The following is a 22,611-nucleotide window of genomic DNA, read 5'->3' as shown; positions in this document are numbered from 1 at the left end:
TGCTAAAGAATAATTATTAACGAATCCTTTCGCAAAGTTCTTCATCACTAAAGAAAAACTTAATTTCTTCTGCAGCAGTTTCAGCAGCATCTGAGCCATGAACAGCGTTTTCATCCAGGCTATCTGCAAAATCTCTACGTATAGTGCCTTTATCAGCCTCAGCCGGGTTGGTAGCACCCATGAGCTCGCGATTACGTACAATAGCATTTTCACCTTCCAGTACCTGAACTATAACCGGACCAGAAATCATAAAATCGACTAATTCACCAAAGAAGGGGCGTTTATTGTGTACGGCATAAAAACCTTCAGCCTGCTCTTTAGTTAATTGGAGCATTTTTGAAGCAACAATTTTTAGTCCACCTTTTTCAAAACGACTGTATATTTCACCAATTACGTTTTTTGCAACAGCATCGGGTTTAATTATTGAGAAAGTGCGTTGAATCGACATGTATAACCTCTAAAATTTTTAACAAATAACCTGTTGTGTAATAACACAGGGCGCGAGAGGATATCATTAAGTTGATTAGCGCTCACTAATATTGTTTGTTTTTTTTGGCTTTAGGTTTGTCTTAATCTATCTTATTGATTTATATGAGTTATTTATTAATAATAACTGGAAAATAATAGTAATTTTAAATTAAAATAGGAATAATTAAGGATTAAAAACAGGATAAATGAATGAGTAAGATACTTGCAGTGGCTAAAACAATTATAAATCCAAAAGAAAAAGCATCAGCAGAGTTCTGGATTAGTCATATTATTATAATTGTATCAACTGTATTAGGTGTATACCTTGCCGCAGGGGCTGGTTTTGATGTGGCTGTTGAGTTTGAAAAAACAAGGATGGATAGAGAATTATATTATATGGAGTCTGCGCTTTTAAGTGAAATCAGGGATAATACTGAATATGCTAGTAGTTACAGTACAGGATATCTAAAGGGGGAAATCAACTTTAAGCAGGGTGCTAATAATGAGCTGGATACTTTTATCTGGACAACCATGACTAATACTGGACATAGTTTTCAAATAGAAGCAGAATTATTAACACAGGTTAGGCGTTTTTACTCTAATGTATCTAAAAATCTTAGATTATTATCTGAAGGTAGAAATGCATTTGCTGCAAAAGAAATTAAAAGATTGTCCGAAGAGGCAAGTTTAAAGCTAATACCAGAGATGGAAAAAAATATATTAAAAAAATATGCATCTCTTAAAGAAAGAAATATTATAGATTAAATTGTAAAGATATTATTTATCAGGATGTTTGTGGTTGTTTTTAATCAAATATAGTTAGAGCGGTACTGAAGAAATAATATGCCAAACAATTCAGCTAGAAATATAAGAAAATACGAACGACGAGTGAATGTTTTATTTGTAAAAAAAGAAATGTTTATCAATCGATTAGATCGACCATGGATAGATACTCCTTTTTGGTTGCAGGGGTTCTTTCTTAGAACTGACGAAGAGCTTGATGCGTTGCGTAAGTATTGTAATTCTGTTTATATCGATATTAGTCGAGGTATAGAAGCTGAATTCTATATGGAAGAAGATCTAGAGCTACCAACATCAGATTTTCTTGAGAAAGAGATAGTTAAGAAAAAACGAAAAATTCGTTATAAGAAGAAACTTTCACTAAAGGAAGAGATTGATACAGCAAAAGAAGTTCTTGAGGAGGCAACTAATAAATATTATCTGGTTATGGATAATATAAAACATGGAAAAATACTGGGATTGAAGCTTGTTCCTTATTTTATACAGCCATTAGTTGAAAGTGTTATGCGTAATCCGGATGCTTTATTGTTGCTGATTAGATTAAGGAGTCAAAATAATCTTAATTATTACCATGGAATTGATGCCTGTGTTTTAGCGTTATCGTTTGGCCGATTCATGGGGATGCCAATAGAAGAAATTAACAGACTGGCTACAGGTGCTCTGTTAATGGATGTTGGTAAAGTTAATGTTTCTGAAGCTGTTTTAAATAAAACCGAAACATTAACTGATCAGGAGTTTGGTGAAGTTTACAGTCATGTCGAGCATGGGGTTCAATTTTTAAGGCAAGATAAAAATATTCATGAAGATGTAATTAACATGGTTCTTGCACATCATGAACGTAGTGATGGAAGTGGTTACCCTAATGGTTTAAAAGAATACAGAATTCCTGCGTATGCAAGAATAGCAGGGGTTATTGATTGCTATAATGCAATGTGTAGTCAGCGCCCTTATAATCAGTCTCTCACCCCCTTTGATGCAATACAGGAGTTATACAAATTAAGAAAACAACATTTTCAGGCTGAACTAATAGACAAATTTATGCATTGCATGGGTATATACCCTAACGGAAGTCTGGTGGAGTTTAAAACCGGTGAAGTAGGTGTCGTGCTTGCTCAGAACTACACTAATCGTAGTAAGCCACAGATTATGTTACTTTTGAACTCAGATAAACAGGCACGTGTAGATTTTAAGATTATTGATATGAGAAAACTGCCAAAAAGTGATAACGATAAAACGCTAGTTATTGTTCGAAGCCTCAAACAGAATGACTTTAATATTGATTTAACTACGATTTATCAAAAATTGAAACTTGTGCTACCTGAACTGGATTTTCAGAAAACAAACCCGGTTGGTAAAACAATGGATCGAGTGTTGCTTTTTATTAAGAGTTTATTGACTAGGCCCGGTTCAATAATTAAAAATATAATTAGAACAAGTAATAAAAATTAAATAGAGGGAAAAAATGAGTATTAAAGATATTATGAGTACGTCTATTGTTACTGTTAGATTGGGTGATTCAGTAGCGGTAGTGAAGGAAATATTTGATAACTCACCATTCCATCATTTACTTGTGGTTGACTCGGGTGAGTTGTTTGGGATTATTTCTGACAGGGATTTATTTAAGATTTTAAGTCCAACAATTGGTACTGTGTCAGAAACGACAAGAGATCTTGCAATCTTAAATAAAAAAGCGCATCAAATACTGACAAGGAAACCGATAACGTTATCTGAAAAATCGGGATTGTCTGATGTTATTAAAGTTTTTAAAAAACATAATATTTCATGTATACCCGTTGTGAATGATGAAAACGAACCTGTGGGTATAGTTAGCTGGCGTGATTTATTAAAAATATTTGACGATAAGTAAAGTTAAATTGATTCAGATAAACTATTAAAATTAAATAAAATATCTGAATCGATAGTTATAGATTACAGGATTATAATTTATGTCCTGTTTTTAAATTAAATTACTCCTTATAAAACTCCGAATTCATCAATATCCGTTATCCAGTAAATTCCTTTTCCCTTGAATGCACAATCTGATTTTCGAATGTTATCTAGTAATGATTTTATTTCATCTTTACTAAGTATAATATCTAATCTAACCTGAGGAACGTAGCCTACAACTTTATCTCGGGCAGATAAAAAAGAATCTTTTTCTAAATTTGAACTGTGTTCTTCAATGTGGTTAAACATAAATGTATCCAGTTTCTGACTACGTAAGTAGTCAGCTAAAGTTTGTTGTAGCGATTCGTGTACTACCATGGAAAGCTTTTTCATGATTTAACCTCAATTTTATTTTCAAGTTTTTCTTCCATCCAGGCATACAGGGTAGGGAGTAATATTAATGTCAGTAAGGTTGAAGTAATTAAACCACCAATCACAACGACAGCCAGTGGTTGCTGTAGTTCTGAACCAGGACCTGTTGCTGTTAGTAGTGGTAATAAACCAAAGCTTGCGATTAATGCAGTCATTAAAACAGGTCTAAGTCGACGTTCTGCACCCTGCTTAACAGAGTCGATCAAACTTAGGCCGCTTTGTCTTAACTGGTTGAAGTAACTTACCATCACTACACCGTTAAGTACGGCAACGCCAAAGAGCGTAATAAAACCAACCGATGCAGGTACAGAAAGGTACAGACCAGAAATATACAGGCTGATAACACCGCCTATCATTGCAAAGGGGATATTGAGTAATATAAGTCCGGCCTGCAACATAGATCTGAAAGTAGTGAATAACATGATGAAAATTAGAGCAATGGCTATAGGCACAACTAATGTTAGTGTTTTAGCAGCACGTTGCTGATTTTCAAATTGCCCACCAAATGTCACATAATAACCCGTTGGTAAATCAACGTTTTTTGAAATTGTATTTTGTACGTCATTAACAAAACTCACTACGTCACGATTTTCAACATTCGACTGTATTACTATCTGTCGCTTAGCTGATTCACGAATAATTTGTATCGGTCCGTCAACGACTTTTATATTGGCTAATTTGCTAAGAGGTATTTTATTGCCATTAGGTATGCTAACCAGTATTTTCTTGATGGACTCAGTTGAATTACGATATTTTTCCTCATAACGAATGAGTACATTCACAGGCCTGTTGTTTTCCAGTATATTGGTTACCACTGTTCCACCTATAGCAGACTCTACCAGTGAGTTAATGTCCTCGACATTTATTCCGTATTTGGAAATTGCATTTTGATTAATATCTATCTGCAGATACTGTTGTCCAGAAATATCAGTTCTAAATACATCAACTGCACCCTCTATGTTTTTAACTAGTTCTTCGATTTCAGCCGATTTTTGATCGAGTATAGATAAATCGTCACCATAAAGTTTAATTGCCATGGCGGAGCGAACCCCTGTTAACATCTCTGATACACGCATATCTATAGGTTGAGTAAATGCATATTCAATATTTTCAAAACCAGAGAGAATTTCACGTAAATTTTCCTTGAATTTTTTTAAAGAAATATCCCATTCTTCTCTAGGTTTGGTGATAATAAAATTATCGGTCTGATATAAACCCATTGGGTCCATACGTAATTCATCGGCACCGGTTCTTGAGGTTATACCGATAATTTCGGGTAACTCCATCATGGCCTTCTGAAAAGGGGCATCCATTTCGATAGATTTTTCAAGTGTTATGCTCGGATCTTTTTCAATGATGATTACCGTATTACCTTCGTCCATGGTAGGCATAAACTCTTTACCTATCTGAGCGAATAATGGAGCGGTAGCTATTAATGCAGCAAGGGCAATGCAGACCGATGTTTTTCGATACACTAATGCCATGTTCATCACAGGTAGATAAATGTATTTCAATCCTCTAATTAAACGCCCTTCTTTTTCATCATGTGAATTATCGTGGACTTTCATAAAGAAACTTGCGATTACCGGAATAACAGTTAATGACAGAACTAATGAACCAAGTAGAGCGAAACTAATAGTAACGGCCAGTGGTGTAAACATTTTTCCTTCTAAACCGGTAAGGCTGAACAGGGGCAGGAATACCGCTACAATAATTAAAATACCAGATATAACCGGTGCTGATACTTCAAGCACTGCACGATAAATTAAATGTAGTTTATTTAATCCTTTCGCTCCCTTGCTGAAATGGCTATGTATATTTTCAACTACCACAACGGCAGCATCTACAAGAATACCAATTGCTATGGTGAGGCCACCCAGAGACATAAGGTTGGCTGATACGCCAAACATTTTCATTAAAATGAAAGTAAATAAAACGGATAAGGGTAGAATAACGGCAACCGTTAATGCGCTTCGAATATCACCCAACATGATAATCAAAACCAGTAGAACCAGAATAACAGCTTCACCCAGTGCTTTTTCAACTGTCCATACTGCCTTGGTGATTAAGTCAGTACGATCATAAAATACGTCAATGGTTATACCATCAGGTAGAATTGTTTTTAATGATTCAAATGACTTTTTAATACCTTCAACGGTCTTTAAACTGTTTTCGCCTTTGCGTAGTAATACAAGACCTGTAACAACCTCTCCTTCACCATCTGCAGTTACAGCACCATAACGAGTCATGCTGCCGCTACGTACCTCTGCTACGTCACGTATGTGTAATGGCGTACCATAGCGAGTACGTATTGTTATATTTCTAATGTCTTCTGCATCGTGTAGCTTTCCCAATGTACGTACGAGAAGTACTTCATTGTTTCTATTGATACGGTCACCACCTGCATTACGGTTATTCTTTGCAAGAGCTTGTTCAATTTCATCAATGGAAATACCGTGTTTTACCAGTGCATCAGGTTTGATAATAACTTCATAATTACGTACTTCACCACCGAGTGAATTAATGTCTGCAACGCCTTCTACCTGACGTAAGTGAGGCCTTATGACCCAGTCCTGAAGGCTGCGTAATTCCTGATTAGTGTAATTATCACCAATAATACGATACATATATATCTCACCCAGTGGTGTTGTAATAGGCGCAAGTCCGCCTTCAACTCCCGCGGGTAAGGAAGACCAGACCTGATTAAGGCGCTCATTTACAAGGTTTCGTGCATGGTATATATCAACGTTATCTTCAAAATCAACAACGATAATACTTAATGCGTATTTAGTCGTAGAACGTAGAATTTTTTGTCCGGGTATCCCCTGCATTTCTGTTTCAACTGGAAAGGTAATGCGTTGTTCAACTTCTGTTGGTGACATGCCAGGTGCTTTAATGATTATCTGAACCTGGGGTGATGAGATATCCGGGAAGGCATCTATAGGTAAGTTTTTAAATGACCAGATACCCGCTGCTGAAATGGCAACGGTTATGAGCACGATCATTAATCGTTGAATGAGAGAGAATCGTAAAATTGCAGAGATCATATTATTGTGCTCCCAGATAGTTAATATCGGTTTGGGAATTTTCTACGTTATAAAATTTACCCGCGTGTAAATTAATTTTTGCCAGTTCAATCCATGACTGATAAACCAGATCAAGGTACTGCTCGTTAGATTCAAAATAAGTGTTGTTAGCGTCAACCAGTGAGAGAATATTTAACTCACCACTGATAAATCCTTTTTCACTTAACTCAAGCATCTTACCGGCAGGTTTAAGTACTTTCTTTCTATACTCGGAAACCTGTTCAATAACATGATTAAGGTGGGTATAACTCTGGTTTAAATTAATCTGTAATTCACGTTTTATACGAGTAAGCTCAATACGTTGCTGACTGGCGTTGTATTTTGCTTTACTAACTGATGAGGTTTTACGGTCATGAATTGGGATTTCAATACTCAGCATAATTCCATATACATTCTCCGTTCCACTTGAAAAGTTTTCTCGTAATCTATTCAAACTTATAGAAGGGTCTTTCATCACTGAGCTGCGAGCAACATCAATTTCATTTGTTGCAGCCTGCAGATTTTGTTGCTGGCTAGAAAGTAACGGATGATTGTCCTGAAGAATAATTAAATATTCCAGTTCAGGAATTGTAGAAACAGGTGATATTTTGGGAACCTTTACAATATTATTGTTACTTATACCAAGTAATTTATAGAACTCGGTAAGTGTTTCATAAAGATTTCCTTCTGCAGCAGCTTCAGCCTGATGGGCTTTCTCCTGAATAATGTTCAGACGCATTTTTTCAAGTGGTGTTAAATAACGCACCATCACATCCTGTTTGTTTTCAGTTGCAGAGGTATTTAGCTTGTCCGCTAATTTAACGCGTTTTACTGCCAGCTCAAATATTGCAGATGCAAACTGTAATTCATAAAATATTTTAGCGACACGATATTGTAATAACAAAGTATCATTGCTTTGTGAATGCATAGCTGAATTAAGATAAGCTTCAGCAACAGATTGTTGATACTTAATTCTGGAAAATGGAATATCCTGACTAATAGTTATTTCAGAGAGTGCATAATCTCCGGAACCATCATCAAGACCAACCTGATTATCAACCTTTAACTCAATGCTGGGATCAGGCCACATAGTGGATAGATTTAACTCGGCATTACGCGCACCGATTTCAGCGCTTGACTGTTTTAGTTCCGGGGATGTCGACATGGCCTGAGATATACTGTTTTGCAATGTCCACTGTGTTGCATTGGCGACAGATAAATTTATGAACGTTATAGATAGACATAATATGGATATATAAAACCCTGGACTAATGAATATTAAATTCATTTAAAACTCCTAAATTAAAATTTTCATAGAAAGCTTTTCATGGAAAATTTTTAATCATAATTCTCACGTGAGATTAATCGCTAATCGCACGACATAAAATGCAACATATAGCTGCAAGGAAAAGTAGAGAGGATCAGACGTTTATTGAGGTGGAGCTCTTAATGAAGGTGTGCCATAGAATGGCGGTTCAGGTGTAGTGAGGAGGTGTCTTGCTTGAGTTACAGTAACATGACTGAAAACGGCAATAATTAACGTAAGAAGTAATAAAAATACTAGTAAATCCGGAGAACTGTTTTGTACTTTTAGCATACCATCCGGGCTGACTTCTATTTCGCTAGCAATATCAATAATGTCATTGGACAGGGAGGTAATAGAAACAGCTGAGCCATGACTGTTATAAGCGGCTGCTTCCTGATTATGTATATGTAACTCAATAGATGACAGAAACAGCAAAGCACTGATCATATACATGATTAGTATTTTGATAGATATCTGTTTGTCAGAGTTAAATTTCATATTCGTTAACTTTGGTAATGTGTCCACTTATTGACAGGGTACACATGAAGTAGTTCAAATGTTAGTGATTTATTATATTCAATATAGAGCCCTATATAGGACTCTATATGTGACTTTCAAGGTCAATTTATAGCCGTGTTTAACCAAGAGCGCGGAATTTAACAGATATATCCGAAGATCGTCAAATTTTTTATATTAATACTGGCTTCAGTTATTGTGCTATTCAATAGTTAATGCCTATTAATATGATATGAATAATTTATTTTACAAATTAATAATCAGGTTTTATGGTTGTACTTATATAAACAACATAAATATGGAGATAATAATGTCTAAAAGTATTAAAGGTTCAGAAACTGAAAAGAACTTACTCATCGCATTTGCCGGTGAATCACAGGCCAGAAATAGATATACCTATTTCGCGGGGGTGGCGAAAAAAGAAGGACTGGTGCAAATAGCTTCTATATTTGAAGAAACAGCAAATCAGGAAAAAGAACATGCAAAACGATTTTTTAAGTTTCTTGAAGGTGGTGATGTTGAAATTACAGAGACTTTTTCAGCGGGAAAAATGAGTACAACACTGGAAAATTTAAGAGATGCGGCAGCAGGCGAAGAAGAAGAGTGGTCAGAAATGTATCCGGCTTTTGCAAAAGTAGCCAGAGAAGAAGGTTTTAATCTAGTAGCAGCCGCATTTGATGCGATTTCTATAGCTGAGAAACAGCATGGTAAAAGATATAAGGATCTGGCTGATAATCTTGAGGATGGAAAGGTCTTTAGACGAAATGGAAAGGTTGTATGGCGTTGTCGCAATTGCGGTTATCTACATGAATCTGAAGAGGCACCGGAAGTATGTCCGGCTTGTTTGCACCCTCAGGCACACTTTGAGTTATTGGGTGAAAACTGGTAAGTGTTTTATAATAAATAAACAGATAAAATAAAGGGGAGCCAAAATGGCTGCCCTTTATTTTTATTTAACGACATGAATTTTCTTTAAGGCATTGTTTTTCAGCATATCCAGTGCTTCGATGCAGGGCATTGGGCGTCCAAAAAGAAATCCTTGCATGTTCTTGCAGCGCCATTCTCTTAATTGCTCAGACTGAGCTTCAGTTTCAACACCTTCGGAAATAATATTTAACTTAAGACCTTTTGCCATAGCTATTATGGCTTTAATAATGGAAGAGTCTTCATCGCTATTTGACATGTCTCTGATAAAAGACTGATCGATTTTTAGTGTATCAATGGGTAGACGTTTCAAATAGTTTAATGATGAATAACCGGTACCAAAATCATCTATGGCTATTTTAATTCCGTGCGAACTAAGCTCTCTTAATTTAAGAATGCCATCATCAGTATCGTGCATTAATGTATTTTCGGTTATCTCAATTTCCAGGTTTTCACCGGGTATCTCATTTTTATGCAGAATGCTAAGAACAAAATCAACAAAATCATTTTGTTCAAGCTGTATAGCCGATACATTTATGGCAATACGAATATTTCCCAGCCCTAGATTACGCCAGTGTTTAAGCTCAGCGCAGGCATTGTGTAACATCCAGTGGCCTATTTGTTTTATAAGTCGCGTTTCTTCTGCGAGCTCAATAAATTCACCCGGGCTTATTAAGCCGCGTTCTGGATGGTTCCATCTTATGAGGGCTTCCATCGCAAAAACTTCTCGAGTTTCTATATTTATCTGTGGTTGATAGTATATTTCGAACTGTTCATCTTCCAGAGCTCTGCGCAAATCATTTTCAAGAGATAGATGAGTAGAGTATGCATTGATCATCTTGTTATCATAAAATTGATAACCATTTTTCCCACTACCTTTAACCGAATACATGGCAATATCTGCATGTTTAATGAGTGACTCTATAGAATCACCGTCTTCAGGAAAGTGTGAAATACCAATGCTTGTGCTAACAAATAATTCATGATTATCAATTTTAAAGGGCATGGTAAGTGATTTAATTATTTTTCTAGCAACGAGCTCGGCATCATTTTTACTTTGTACTTCAGGTAATAATAAAGTGAATTCATCTCCACCCAGACGCGCTAAAGTATCGCCTTCGCGTAAACAATGGCGTAAGCGCATTGCAACGGCCTGTAATAAATGGTCACCAACAATATGTCCTAATGTGTCATTGATCATTTTAAATCGATCAAGGTCGAGGAACATAACTGATAAATTACTTTTATTGCGGCGTGCATGTGTTAACGCCTGACTTAAACGGTCGTTTAATAAGGTGCGATTTGGCAGTCGAGTGAGCATATCGTGATATGCCTGAAAACGAATGATTTCCTCTGCTTCAATACGGTCGGTAATATCACGTGCAATACCGTATGTGCCAATAAATTTCTTACCGGGATCTGCATCGTGAGAGTTATATACACCCACAGAATTTATTTCTATTGGTAAAATTCTATTGTCAAAATTGCGTGGTTGATCATTGTTTTTGCACTTGAGTTTTAACTCAATATTAATGCTTGCACGCTTACCAGTGCGTCGTTCATTGAATTTGAATTTGGCTTTTTCTTTGTCATCATCATGTACTAATTCGGTGTAATGTTTTCCTATTACTTCTCTTACTTTATATCCGAGTAAAGTTTCAATGCGCTTATTTATAAAGGTGAAACGGCCTTCGCCATCAAGTATGTAAACAATATCGGGTGATTTATTGACAATATAACGATGCAGCTTTTCAGATTCTCTGAGTTGTATATGCATTTTATGGTTGTCAGATTCAAGCTGGCGTTTTTTTGTGGCGTTATTTACCGAATTGAGTAAGTTGTCAATGGAGTAGGGTTTACGAATGTAGTCATATGCGCCATGCTTGAGAGCATTTTCTGCTGCTTCAAATGATGTTTCACCACTTACAACTATAATTGTAGTGTTAATGTTATTTTCAGAAATGAAACGCATAACATCTTCACCGTTTATGCCATCCATGTTCAGGTCAAGAAGTACAATGCCAATATTGTTGAGTTGAATTCGGTCAATCGCAGCATCACCGCTGCTTACGCATTCAACATCGTAACCATTTTGTTTCATTAATTCCATCAAACTATATTGATGGAGTTTTTCGTCATCGACTATCAGAATTTTTTCAGCAATATCAGTATGTTTTTTACTGGCTGAGTTTAATTCAGTGTCAATTTGATCGTTTGTTTTCTCTGGCATACTACAGACCTATTTTCATTTTCAGAGATTATGCTTAAAATATTTTAAGCTCAATTTATTTAGTTTCCGGAAACTGGACACTGAACGCAGTGCCATTTTCATTAGTTTTGCAACTTATTGATCCGCCGGTCCTATCGACTAAATTTTTTGTGATACTTAAGCCTAACCCTGAATGTTCCTGTCCTTTGGTAGTGGTTACCGGATTATAGAGATTATTCATTACCTCTTTTGGTATACCTGGTCCATTGTCTTCTAGCTTAAGTTCAATATAGTTTCTTCCATTGATATTAATTTTCCCTGTTGTAATTTTTATTTCACCACCAGACTGCATTGCTTCTACAGAATTTTTAAGTAAATTGGTGATGATTTGCTTAATACTGTTTTTATCAAGTCGAACAGAATTAAGTTTTTTATCGAGTTTGAGTGTAGGCTCTATACTGTGCGTTGCAAATAAAGACGCTTTATAGATGCTTATAAGCTCAGTTATAATTGTGTTGATGTTTACTTCAGCCAGTTCTGCAATATGCACATCCGGTGCATCTTTACATCTGACTATGATGTTACTAATACGATCAATTTCCTGCTTAATCGTATTAATGTCTGATTGAGCGGGCTTATCTTCGTTTAGTTTTTTAGACAATAATTCCAGGTAATTTCTTATAACGCTTAAAGGGTTATTAGTTTCATGGATTATTTTTTTTGCACGTTCTAGAAATAACTCACTATTTATTTCAGCTGCTTCTGATGTGTTCTTAACGTAATTATGATGTTGTTGAATTTTACGTGATAAATTATCAGAAAATAACTTAAGTAAAGATATATTGTTAAGAAGCTTAAGTGCTTCTTTATGGCTACTACCCAGTAAAATTACACCATACATCTGATTATTGTCAGTAATAGGTAGACAGATAAAACCTTCTGTTTTTAAACCGTGTGCTATTTGTTCATCAAGAATACTTAATGTACCAGACTGTTTTGCTGAAAAACTATCAATAATCTGTTTTTTATTTAAACATCTTGAGACAGCACAGTTTCCATTGATATCAATCTTAAGGTCTTCAAAAAGGCATGTATCAGTAAGGTATTGTTTATTTGCAATACTTAAAAACTGTTGATTCTCATCGATACATAAAAATAAACTGTTATTTATTCCAAATAATAAACTGATAGATTGTTGTATGGATTTATATATTTCACTTGAATCAGTATTAATAATATTCTGACTATTTTGTACTATCGCAGTATCTCGAACTTCCTGAGCAAGTTGAATTTGTTTCAATTCGTCCTTGTTCTGGCCAGTTTCTGAGTCTACTGCACCAATATCAATATCCATAGAAGCAGCAAGTGATCTCGCTTCATCATTAGCCTCGCTAACAATGCTCTCAATGATAGATTCGGAGAGGTCAAATAAACGAATGCCAGTATCTGTTATTACAGATTGTTTATTATTCTGTATATCAGATGTTAATAAGCTGGAGAAATGTATTATTTTTGCCAGCTGATGGGCTTGTTGAATATCATCGGTATTTGCATGGTGATATCTGACTGAATCACAGATTACATCCGGCATATTCCATTTTTCAAGCATGATAGCAGCCAGTTCAGGGTGGCTGATACCCACTGTATCTTCTTCCTGTTTCAATACCTCGTCTGCTGGATATACGCCATGTTTATATGACTTATATTCTTCATCCATCTCAGGCTCAATAACCAGTTTACCGATATCATGTAACAACCCCGATATATATGCTTCTTCAGGATAGGGGTAAGACGTGAGTTCAGCTAGTGAGCGAGAAATAGTGGCGCATGTAAGGGAGTGGTGCCAGAAAGATTTAAGGAAATGCGTTTTTTCATTACTGTATTCAGAAAAAAACTGCTTTATGCTGGCAGTGATAGCAATAGACTTAATGGTATCAAAACCCAGAAACATCAGTGTATGTTTTAGTGAGTTTAAGTGACGTGCGCGACCGTAAACCGGTGAATTCGCCGCTTTAATAACCTTTGTAGTGAGTGATGCATCCTGACTAATAATATCCGATAGTGAATCAAAGCAGATCTCTTCATCTCTACAGGCCTGTAAAAGTTTTACAAGCACATGCGGGAGGGAAGGTAGCTTATTTGCTTCAATATCTTCAAGTAACTTAACTGCTTTGTTACGCATGTACTTAATATTATTACAGAAATTCGTCTTGTCAATTCGATTTAGTGTTAAAGCGTGTATAAATGACTTTTTTAATGAAAGATTAGACGAATGGCTAAAGTATATTAGGTAAATCAAGTGTGTAAATGTCACATAAAAAACATGAGCAATTGCCATCTAACAAAGTGTTGCTTTCTTAACTTATTGAAATATATATAAAAATTGTTTATATAGTGAGTTATTTAGTGAGTTTTAGTGTGTTCACAAAATAAAAAGCTTTAAATTTTTGGTAATTAAATGGTTTTTTAATAAAAAACCACCATAAATAATGGTTAATGATTGCAGGAAGGGGGTGCAAACTCGTAAACTGTGATTTTCAAATTAACTAAAGTTTGTAGATTAAAGCAGATGATAAAAAGCAGTACCGAAGTAATTGCTATTAGTAGCGGCAAGGGTGGTGTCGGCAAAACGACATTAACGGTCAATTTAGGTATTGCTATGGCAAAGCAGGGTAAGAAAGTCTGCTTATTTGATGCGGACACTAACCTTGCTAATATCAATATTCTCTTAAGAGAAACACCAGAATATAACTTACAGCATGTGCTCAGTGGTGAAAAATCTATATCAGATATCGTGATTCACTCTAATGGTATTAGCTTTATACCGGGTGCTTCAGGCGTTGTAGACTTTGCCGGGCTCGATCGATCAGCACAAACACATCTGTTAAAAGCGTTCTCAGAATTAGAGCAGCACTATGATGTGGTACTGGTGGATACCTCTGCGGGTATTCATGACAATGTACTGGATTTTATTCAGATGGCCCATCAAAGTATTATATTGATTACGCCTGAGCCCACATCTCTTACCGATGCTTTTTCCCTGTTACGTATGTTGCGTAAACGAAAATATCGAAAACGTATTAATGTGGTGGTTAATCAGGCTGTATCAGAATTTGATGCACGTAAAATTTTCAAACGTTTTTCCGGTGCAGTGGCTAAATATATAGGTTACCACCCGGCCTATCTGGGTTTTATTAATCGAGATGAACTTGTTTCCTCAGCGGTTTGTTCACAGGTGCCTGTAAGGGTGTACCGTCCGAATTCTATCTCAAGTCGTTGTTTTGATCGTGTAGCAGAGCACCTTGTTTCACTGTTATTACAACAGGCCGATAATGGTGAACAATTAACTGATGTGTGGCGTGCTAAAATTGCGGAACGTGTTCAGGAAGTGATTTCAGACAGCTCACTCGACGTTTTATCCGAGACTAAATCGAGCCCTGTTCTTAGCGCTCAATCTTCCGTTTTAGTGAATGAAGTTCCAGAAGTTAAAAAAACCAGATCGGTAGAGCAATCATCATTAAAGTATAAACAGGATGATATAAATAGAAAAAAACAACTGCTGAATGATCATAAGCAGGCAATTCTTGAGTATATTGATGATGCGAATTTTAATAAACAGGATATTTCGCTCACTCTCGATCGTTTTATGAATGCTTTTTTTAAACGATTTAAAGATTACCCGGGTGATATACCTGAACAGATAAATGATCTTTTACAACTTAATGTTTTGCCGCAACCTCAGATAAATAATCTCTTATCAGTGTTAATGCTGTTTTATAAAGATAACCGTTTACGCATTGATCGTGATTTTAATGCCAAGTTTTTAAATCAACAAATCGAAGATTATGTGACCGAGTATGGGCAGTATCCATTTGATACCTCACAGGCATTAATGCAATCAATTAGTCTGGGTAAAATTAGTAAGGGAGCTCTATTAGAGTTAAGCAAGGTTTTAAACCTGGTGGGTAAGCGTGAGCCCGCGTCTAAAATAAAAATAACAGAGCAGGTTTTTGTAACAGATATAGAAGAAGACCGTGATGACCTTGTCAGGCAAATTAAAGGTCAGGTTGAAGAGCACGCGGCTGCGCCAGATCGAAATACTAAATCATTGCAGGATAGTATTCACTTTGCGTCTAAATTATCCGAGTGATTAATTTTCAATTTTTATAAACAATAAACTCTTATAAACGTGTATTATTCATGCCAATGGAATGATTGACCAATTGAATGGTCGTTAAAATATGAAGTAGTGTCGACATATAACAATGCCAATAGAATTAGAATATAATAAAAAACTAAATTACGTATTAATTACAGCAAGTGGAAATGCCACTGTTAAAGAGGCTGAGCTGCGTATGGAAGAAATTTCCATCTCAGAAGTTATCCCTTCAAACGTAAATTCATTATGGGATATGCGCGAATTATTGTTCGATCATATTGATATGGATTTTATTAAACAATTTACGGAAGTGCGTAAAAAATACAATGATGTCAGAGGTGAGGCAAAAATAGCCCTGTTATCAAACTCGGTGTTAGCTGCGCCGCTAATAAAGTTGTATACAATTTTATCCAGAGATCTGTGTCAAAAATATAAGGTATTTAAAACGCTGGAAGAAGCTGAGCAGTGGTTATGTGCAGAAATGTTAAAAGGCTCAGAATCTGTTTAACTTTTTTATAACTGAGAATACTCGTCCGCTTTAAAACCCACTAGAATAGTTTTGTTTTTTATCAATACAGGCCGCTTAATAATGTTCGAGTTATCCAGCATTATTTGAATGGCCGATGTCTCGTCTACTGAGTTTTTTATATCATCATCTAGCTTTCGCCAGGTAGTGCCACGTTTATTTAATAAAACTTCCCAGCCAACTTTTTTAACCCACGTGTTGAGTTCTTTTTCAGGTACACCCTGCTTTTTGTAATCGTGAAATTCGTAATCGATATCATTATCTTTAAGCCATTTTCTGGCTTTTTTGATAGTGTCGCAATTGGGTATACCGTATAACTTAATCATGGTTTTTGTATTCAATTCTCAAGTGGCGTTAAGCTTATGGATGATAAGTTTGTACTCTATGGCGTAGATATACCAGTACTTATTCATTATCTCCATCAAATGTGGTAATTTCATGATGTCAGGTGGTTGGCCATATTTGTTATTCACTTCTCGTTTAATAAATACCTTTGCTTTATAATTACGCTTAATGAATCGGTTACACATCACAGCTCTCGTACTAATCCTGCTTCTCTCTCAATGGGGGAGTCTGGAGCATGTATATCATGTGCATGATTCTGCTGAGGTCTGTGACTATTGCTTAAGTGCACAAGCACTTGATCATGCAATATCTCCGACAGTATCGATTGTTTCTTTACCTTCATATAATCAGTTCCAGGCAGAATTATCAGGTTTGGCTATTAGCCTGAATAAGGTTCGTTATTATCCAGTTCGCGCACCACCTCGTTTTATCTAAATCTCGCGTTTATTAAAATTGAGTATTGTCGTTAATGTTTGACGGCAAGCTTTTACTTGTGATTGATTTGGGTGGTTTCAATGAAAAAATATTCTATAGTTCCAAAAGTGCTTCTTGGGGCGGTTGCGTCCGTTAGTTTTTATTCTGTGGCTTTAGCGACACAGCAAAGTGGTTTTAATCCAGATATAAGTTTAACGCTGGACGGTCGTTACGGTAGTTACTCAAATGATAGCGATTACGAGCTTCCCGGGTTTATGTTAGGTGGTGAAGCGAATCGCGGTGAGCAGGGCTTTCATCTTGGACATAATGAGCTCAGCATCAGTAGTAATATTGATGATATGTTTTTTGGCAAACTGACAACTGCTATTGCAGATCATGAAGGCGAAACTGAAGTTGAGCTTGAAGAGGCGTATATAGAAACACTGACGCTTGATTATGGTATCAAGGTTAAAGCGGGTCGTTTCTATTCAGATATCGGTTACCTTAATAATCAGCATGGTCATGTCTGGGATTTTATGGATGCACCGCTGATTTATCGCGGTTTTTTTGGCGACCAGTTAGTTGATGATGGTTTACAACTCAGCTGGCTGGTGCCAACCGATATTTATTTTAAAGTGGGAATAGAAGCGGGACGGGGTGAACGTTTTCCAGCTGGAGGTGCGGCTAATGATGGTAATGGAGCACAGGCTGCATTTGTGAAATTTGGCGGTGATGTGGGTGTAAGCAATGCGTGGCAACTGGGTTTCTCTCATTGGCGTGCTGATATTGAAGGGCGTGAATCAGGTGCTCATGATGGCCATGCAGGTGCAGTTTCAGAGGTGCCTACCTATAGTGGTGAAAGTCAGGTCAGTGGTGTCGATTTTATCTGGAAATGGTCACCGAATGGTAATAGCCGTGAGCAGAACCTGAAAATACAGGCGGAGTATTTTACGCGTGAGGAAGACGGCGTTGTCGAGCTAGCAGGTAGTAGCCCACTTGAGTTAACAACTTATCAGGGAAAGCAGGCTGGCTGGTATTTACAAAGTGTTTATCAGTTTATACCACGCTGGCGAGTTGGCTATCGTTATGATTATCTGGGTGTTAATAATCAGGGCTCTGATGCAGCGGTACTAGCTGAGGCCGGGTTAGATGACGAAGGACATAATCCGCAGCGTTCAGCACTCATGCTTGATTATTCCCATAGTGAGTTCAGCCGAATTCGTTTGCAGCTCGCGCAAGATGATTCGTATGAAGATAGCGATACACTCTTTTTTATCCAGTATATCGTTACTCTGGGTGCCCACGGTGCTCACCGTTTTTAAGGAAAATAATAAATGAAAACCTGCATTCGATCTTTATCAATTGTGGTTATGCTGTTTATCAGTACGTCACTTATGGCAGAAATAAATGTGTTTGCCTGTGAGCCAGAATGGGCCTCACTGGTGGATGAACTTGGTGGGGAGAGACTGAGTAGTTATGCAGCGACTACGGCTTATCAGGATCCACATCATATAGAAGCGCGCCCAGGTCTGATTTCCAAAATACGTAAGGCAGATCTGGTGGTGTGTAGTGGAGCAGATCTGGAGGCTGGCTGGTTACCCATACTGTTAAGACAGGTGAGTAATCAGCGGTTAATGCCAGGTAAAATCGGGCACTTTGAAGCAGCAAAAATGGTAGAGCGACTGGATGTGCCTATAGATACTGATCGTTCGATGGGGGATGTGCATGAAGCGGGAAATCCGCATGTACACCTTGATCCACGTCGAATACAAATCATTGCTAAGGCTTTGATGGTTCGTTTAAAGCAGGTTGACCCGCAAGGTGCTGAATATTATCAGTTACGATTTGATGATTTTACTCAGCGCTGGCAACAGGCCATCTTACAATGGAAACAGCAAGCGAGTGCATTGCAGGGTAAGCGTATCGTTGTGCATCACCGGGACTGGGTATATCTGTTTGACTGGTTAGGTATTGAAATAGCCGGAGCGCTTGAGCCTAAACCGGGTTTGCCGGCAACCCCCGGTCATCTCGTTTTGTTAAAACAATTGGTAACAGCAAAGCCGGTAGACATGATTGTGCATACACCCTATCAATCTACCAAAGCAGCGAAACGCCTTTCTCAAATCACTAATACCCCGGTAGTTGAATTACCTTATACAGTGGGTGGAGCTGATCAGGTAAATGATTTATTTGATTTGTTTTCAATCACTATTGAAAAGTTAAAAAGCGGGCTTCTGTGAACTGGTCTGCTGTTCAATGGAGCATACTTGGTCCGGCATTAATTGCTGGCTTATTAGTGACTGCCACGCATGTACCCTTAGGGCAGCGTGTATTGCGACGAGGTATTATTTTTCTTGATTTGGCTATTGCGCAGGTTGCCGGCCTGGGGCTTATTATTGCATATAGTTTTGACTGGGAGCCGGGTGGATGGCAGGTTCAGTTGGTGGCGATAAGTGCTGCAATAGTGGGTGTGTTGTTCCTTAATTATTCGGATAAACATTGGCCAAAAATACAGGAGCCCTTGATAGGGTCATTATTTATTCTAGCTTCTAGTGGCAGTGTTTTACTATTAGCAACAAATCCCCACGGTGGTGATCAATTAAAGGATTTACTGGTCGGTCAGATTCTTTGGGTTAGCTTCGATCAAATCATTCCAGTGGTTATATTGTATTCGGTGATTCTTGGTTTATGGTTTGCTTATGCCCAACGTGTTAGTTCGCTTATCTTTTATTTATTATTTGCGGTGACAATTACTGCATCGGTTCAGTTAGTGGGTATTTATCTTGTTTTTGCAAGCTTGATATTTCCAGCATTGGCGATAAGAAATGTGTCTGAATATGCTTTGATTTACGGTTATATGGTCAGTGTGGTCGGTTATATATTGGGGCTGTTTTTTGCAGCGGTATTTGATTTACCCGCGGGAGCAATGATTGTTTATAGTCTTGCGCTTTCGGCGATATTATTTTTAGCTTATAGAAAAATTAAAAAATAATGTGATTGTAAAAAATTATGAAATCGTATTGCTCGTAAATAAACACTTAAATGCATGTGAATTTACGAGCAAAAAAACGATTGTTTTCTAATTATTCAATATCACGAAGTAACTGGTTAAGACCCGTCTTGCTTAAAGTCTTAGCATCAACCTGCTTAACAATAACTGCGCAGTAAAGGCTGTATGTTCCATCTTTAGATGGTAAGTTACCAGAAACAACAACGGAACCTTTAGGGATGCGACCATAAGTGATTTCACCGGTTTCGCGGTTAAAGATTTTTGTGCTCTGGCCAATGTAAACACCCATTGAAATAACAGAACCTTCTTCAACAATAACACCTTCAACTACTTCTGAACGTGCACCGATAAAGCAGTTGTCTTCGATAATAGTAGGCGCTGCCTGTAACGGTTCTAAAACACCACCAATACCAACACCACCAGACAGGTGAACGTTTTTACCAATTTGTGCGCATGAACCAACCGTTGCCCATGTGTCTACCATTGTACCGCTATCTACGTATGCGCCAATATTTACATAAGATGGCATAAGCACAACATTAGGCGCAATGTATGAGCCTTTACGTGCTGTTGCAGGTGGTACTACTCGTGCACCTGATTCGCGGAAATCCTTTGTGTTGTAATCAGCAAATTTTGATTCAACTTTGTCGTAGTAGTTAGTGAAACCACCTTTAATAAATTCGTTATCATTGATACGAAAAGAAAGTAAAACTGCTTTTTTTAACCATTCATTAACTGTCCAGTCGTCACCTGTTTTTTCAGCAACACGTGCAGCGCCAGAATCAAGCATATTTATGCATTCTTCTACGGCTTCACGTACGTGTGTTTCAACGTTACGAGGTGTAATGTCTGCGCGGCGTTCAAATGCCTCTTCAATTGTGTTTTGTAAATCGCTCATAGAGATCTCCGATAGATTTTTAGCGTGTTTCTAAAAAGTGTTTAATACGATGTGCAGCTTCAGTAGTTTCTTCAAGTGTTGCTACTAGAGCCATACGAATATGGTTTTCGCCAGGATTAATATTATTCGCGGTGCGTGATAAATATTGCCCGGGTAATACGGTAATGTTTTTTTCAGCAAATAACTGTTGTGCAAAATCCGTGTCTGCTATTGGTGTTCTGGGCCACAGATAAAAGCCTGCATCAGGTAACTTAACGTCCATAACAGGCGAAATTATCTCTAATACAGTTTTAAATTTTTCTCTGTAAATCGCTCGGCTATCAATAACATGTTGTTCATCATCCCATGCGCAAATGCTGGCATATTGATGATGGCCTGACATAGCACAGCCGTGATAGGTGCGGTATTTTAAAAATGCCTGCATAATATCAGCGTCACCTGCGACAAAGCCGGATCTTAAACCAGGCAGGTTAGAGCGCTTGGATAAACTATGAAAAACAACACAACGTTTATAATCTGTGTTGCCCATTTCAGCTGCAGCTTCTAATAATCCGCAGGGTGGTTTTTCATCGTCAAAATAGATTTCTGAATAACACTCATCTGAAGCAATAATAAAATCAAACTCTTCTGCTTTATTAATTAACCACTGCATCTGCTGTTTTGAAATAACAGATCCGGTTGGGTTGCCAGGTGTGCAAATATAAATTAACTGACAGCGTTGCCAGGTTGTATCCTCAATAGCTTCAAAGTCGGGCAGATAGTTTGTATCAGCCGTAGTGTTATAAAAGTAGGGTTCAGCACCCGCTAAAATAGCCGCGCCTTCGTAAATTTGATAAAACGGATTTGGCATACAGACTAGAGCATTGTCTCCGCGTTTGATCATTGCCTGAGCAAACGCAAATAAAGCTTCACGGGTTCCATTAACCGGCAATATGTTCTTTTCAATATCCAGACTATCAGCCGGTAATTTAAAGCGGTGTGTTAACCAGTTAGCAATAGATTGACGTAATTCAGGTGTGCCCTTAGTTAAAGGGTAATTAGCTATTTTACTTAATGAATTTACCAGTTCTTCAAGCACAAAGGCCGGTGGCTCATGTTTAGGTTCGCCTATGGATAGAGCGATATGCGCTAACTCGTTATTAGGTGAAATGCCTGCTTTTAGCTTAGCCAGTTTTTCAAAAGGGTAAGGATGTAGATGATTGAGATCTGGGTTCATGTAGAATGCTATTTAATACTGAGGCCGTTAGTGGCGGCTTATTATACGCAAAACTGGGGGCAAAGTGGCTGTTTTATCATTTCATCATATAAGTATGGTTGTTGCGGATACACAGGTATCGGTGCGCTTCTATCAGGACGTATTAGGACTTGAGTTATGTAATGATCGCCCAACACTGGGTTTTCCCGGCGCATGGTTCACTGTTGGTGAGCAGCAGATTCATTTATTAGAGGTGCCAAATCCGGATTCTGTGGATAATCGACCTGAGCATGGGGGCAGAGACCGTCATTTGGCGTTATCCGTTGATAATTTAACTGAGATTGAGCAATTGTTAATAGCTCGCTCGATTTATTACACGAAAAGTAAATCGGGTCGTCAGGCTTTGTTTTTCCGTGATCCTGATGGAAATGGCATAGAGTTGATTCAACAATAAGC

The 22,611-nt window shown here is 37.4% G+C and carries 21 protein-coding genes; 10 read left to right on the top strand and 11 right to left on the bottom strand.

The window, feature by feature from the left end; all coding sequences use genetic code 11:
- Nucleotides 1-16: 16 nt before the first annotated feature.
- Entirely contained in the window at nt 17-448 is a 432-nt protein-coding gene (locus DIZ80_04965) for a nucleoside-diphosphate kinase (GenBank protein RDH84818.1), read from the bottom strand.
- Between the two features lie 230 nt (nt 449-678).
- Between DIZ80_04965 and DIZ80_04960 the strand changes: the two genes are divergently transcribed.
- The 3 genes from DIZ80_04960 (at nt 679) to DIZ80_04950 (ending at nt 3,136) form a co-directional block, all read left to right on the top strand.
- Nucleotides 679-1,233 (top strand): hypothetical protein, encoded by a 555-nt coding sequence (locus DIZ80_04960; GenBank protein ID RDH84817.1) that lies wholly within the window; start codon nt 679-681, stop codon nt 1,231-1,233.
- A gap of 78 nt (nt 1,234-1,311) precedes the next feature.
- Complete coding sequence (locus DIZ80_04955; GenBank protein ID RDH84816.1) at nt 1,312-2,718, top strand: hypothetical protein; 1,407 nt, start codon at nt 1,312-1,314, stop codon at nt 2,716-2,718.
- 13 nt (nt 2,719-2,731) lie between these two features.
- Nucleotides 2,732-3,136, top strand: coding sequence for a CBS domain-containing protein (locus DIZ80_04950; GenBank protein RDH84815.1), 405 nt, complete (start codon nt 2,732-2,734; stop codon nt 3,134-3,136).
- 107 nt (nt 3,137-3,243) lie between these two features.
- Here DIZ80_04950 and DIZ80_04945 read toward each other — a convergent pair whose 3' ends face one another.
- The 4 genes from DIZ80_04945 to DIZ80_04930 form a co-directional block, all read right to left on the bottom strand.
- Nucleotides 3,244-3,549 carry a hypothetical protein gene (locus DIZ80_04945; GenBank protein ID RDH84814.1) on the bottom strand — a complete coding sequence of 102 codons (306 nt, stop codon included), beginning with the start codon at nt 3,547-3,549 and terminating at the stop codon, nt 3,244-3,246.
- On the bottom strand, nt 3,546-6,635 hold the full coding sequence (locus tag DIZ80_04940; protein ID RDH84813.1) for a CusA/CzcA family heavy metal efflux RND transporter: 3,090 nt from the start codon (nt 6,633-6,635) through the stop codon (nt 3,546-3,548). Before DIZ80_04940 ends, DIZ80_04945 begins: the two co-directional genes overlap by 4 nt.
- 1 nt (nt 6,636) lies before the next feature.
- Nucleotides 6,637-7,941, bottom strand: a complete 1,305-nt coding sequence (locus tag DIZ80_04935) for a hypothetical protein (protein ID RDH84812.1) — start codon at nt 7,939-7,941, stop codon at nt 6,637-6,639.
- Between the two features lie 141 nt (nt 7,942-8,082).
- The gene (locus DIZ80_04930) at nt 8,083-8,457 is read right to left on the bottom strand and encodes a hypothetical protein (GenBank protein ID RDH84811.1); all 375 of its coding nucleotides are present in this window, start codon (nt 8,455-8,457) and stop codon (nt 8,083-8,085) included.
- 328 nt (nt 8,458-8,785) lie between these two features.
- On the opposite strand from DIZ80_04930, the gene DIZ80_04925 reads away from it, so the two are divergent.
- Nucleotides 8,786-9,364 (top strand): rubrerythrin family protein, encoded by a 579-nt coding sequence (locus tag DIZ80_04925; GenBank protein RDH84810.1) that lies wholly within the window; start codon nt 8,786-8,788, stop codon nt 9,362-9,364.
- A gap of 60 nt (nt 9,365-9,424) precedes the next feature.
- Here the strand turns inward: DIZ80_04925 and DIZ80_04920 are convergent, their stop codons facing one another.
- Nucleotides 9,425-11,629 (bottom strand): two-component system response regulator, encoded by a 2,205-nt coding sequence (locus tag DIZ80_04920; GenBank protein RDH84809.1) that lies wholly within the window; start codon nt 11,627-11,629, stop codon nt 9,425-9,427.
- Between the two features lie 55 nt (nt 11,630-11,684).
- Nucleotides 11,685-13,946, bottom strand: coding sequence for a hypothetical protein (locus tag DIZ80_04915; GenBank protein ID RDH84808.1), 2,262 nt, complete (start codon nt 13,944-13,946; stop codon nt 11,685-11,687).
- A 231-nt stretch (nt 13,947-14,177) separates the two neighbouring features.
- On the opposite strand from DIZ80_04915, the gene DIZ80_04910 reads away from it, so the two are divergent.
- Together DIZ80_04910 and DIZ80_04905 are read left to right on the top strand one after the other, a co-directional pair.
- On the top strand, nt 14,178-15,758 hold the full coding sequence (locus tag DIZ80_04910) for a hypothetical protein (protein RDH84807.1): 1,581 nt from the start codon (nt 14,178-14,180) through the stop codon (nt 15,756-15,758).
- A 115-nt stretch (nt 15,759-15,873) separates the two neighbouring features.
- Nucleotides 15,874-16,275, top strand: a complete 402-nt coding sequence (locus DIZ80_04905; protein ID RDH84806.1) for a hypothetical protein — start codon at nt 15,874-15,876, stop codon at nt 16,273-16,275.
- Between the two features lie 5 nt (nt 16,276-16,280).
- Here the strand turns inward: DIZ80_04905 and DIZ80_04900 are convergent, their stop codons facing one another.
- Both DIZ80_04900 and DIZ80_04895 read right to left on the bottom strand, forming a co-directional pair.
- Nucleotides 16,281-16,616, bottom strand: coding sequence for an ArsC family reductase (locus tag DIZ80_04900; GenBank protein RDH85042.1), 336 nt, complete (start codon nt 16,614-16,616; stop codon nt 16,281-16,283).
- Nucleotides 16,617-16,637: 21 nt separating this feature from the next.
- Nucleotides 16,638-16,823, bottom strand: coding sequence for a hypothetical protein (locus tag DIZ80_04895; GenBank protein ID RDH84805.1), 186 nt, complete (start codon nt 16,821-16,823; stop codon nt 16,638-16,640).
- A 330-nt stretch (nt 16,824-17,153) separates the two neighbouring features.
- Between DIZ80_04895 and DIZ80_04890 the strand changes: the two genes are divergently transcribed.
- Genes DIZ80_04890 through DIZ80_04880 form a run of 3 tightly spaced genes read left to right on the top strand, consistent with a single transcriptional unit; the run spans nt 17,154 to nt 20,044 of the window.
- Nucleotides 17,154-18,374: a hypothetical protein gene (locus DIZ80_04890; GenBank protein ID RDH84804.1), complete on the top strand. Its 1,221-nt coding sequence runs from the start codon at nt 17,154-17,156 to the stop codon at nt 18,372-18,374.
- A 12-nt stretch (nt 18,375-18,386) separates the two neighbouring features.
- Nucleotides 18,387-19,292, top strand: a complete 906-nt coding sequence (locus DIZ80_04885; protein ID RDH84803.1) for a zinc ABC transporter substrate-binding protein — start codon at nt 18,387-18,389, stop codon at nt 19,290-19,292.
- Complete coding sequence (locus DIZ80_04880) at nt 19,289-20,044, top strand: zinc/manganese transporter permease (protein ID RDH84802.1); 756 nt, start codon at nt 19,289-19,291, stop codon at nt 20,042-20,044. Before DIZ80_04885 ends, DIZ80_04880 begins: the two co-directional genes overlap by 4 nt.
- A gap of 91 nt (nt 20,045-20,135) precedes the next feature.
- Here the strand turns inward: DIZ80_04880 and dapD are convergent, their stop codons facing one another.
- Both dapD and dapC read right to left on the bottom strand, forming a co-directional pair.
- A complete protein-coding gene (gene dapD / locus DIZ80_04875) occupies nt 20,136-20,960 on the bottom strand; it encodes a 2,3,4,5-tetrahydropyridine-2,6-dicarboxylate N-succinyltransferase (protein ID RDH84801.1) in 825 nt (274 codons plus the stop codon).
- Nucleotides 20,961-20,979: 19 nt separating this feature from the next.
- Nucleotides 20,980-22,176 (bottom strand): succinyldiaminopimelate transaminase, encoded by a 1,197-nt coding sequence (gene dapC / locus DIZ80_04870; protein ID RDH84800.1) that lies wholly within the window; start codon nt 22,174-22,176, stop codon nt 20,980-20,982.
- 94 nt (nt 22,177-22,270) lie between these two features.
- Between dapC and DIZ80_04865 the strand changes: the two genes are divergently transcribed.
- Nucleotides 22,271-22,609 (top strand): glyoxalase, encoded by a 339-nt coding sequence (locus tag DIZ80_04865; GenBank protein ID RDH85041.1) that lies wholly within the window; start codon nt 22,271-22,273, stop codon nt 22,607-22,609.
- The last annotated feature ends 2 nt before the right edge of the window (nt 22,610-22,611 follow it).

The organism is endosymbiont of Galathealinum brachiosum, assembly GCA_003349885.1.
Classification (GTDB): domain Bacteria; phylum Pseudomonadota; class Gammaproteobacteria; order SZUA-229; family SZUA-229; genus SZUA-229.
This window is presented reverse-complemented; position numbering and strand designations above follow the sequence as displayed.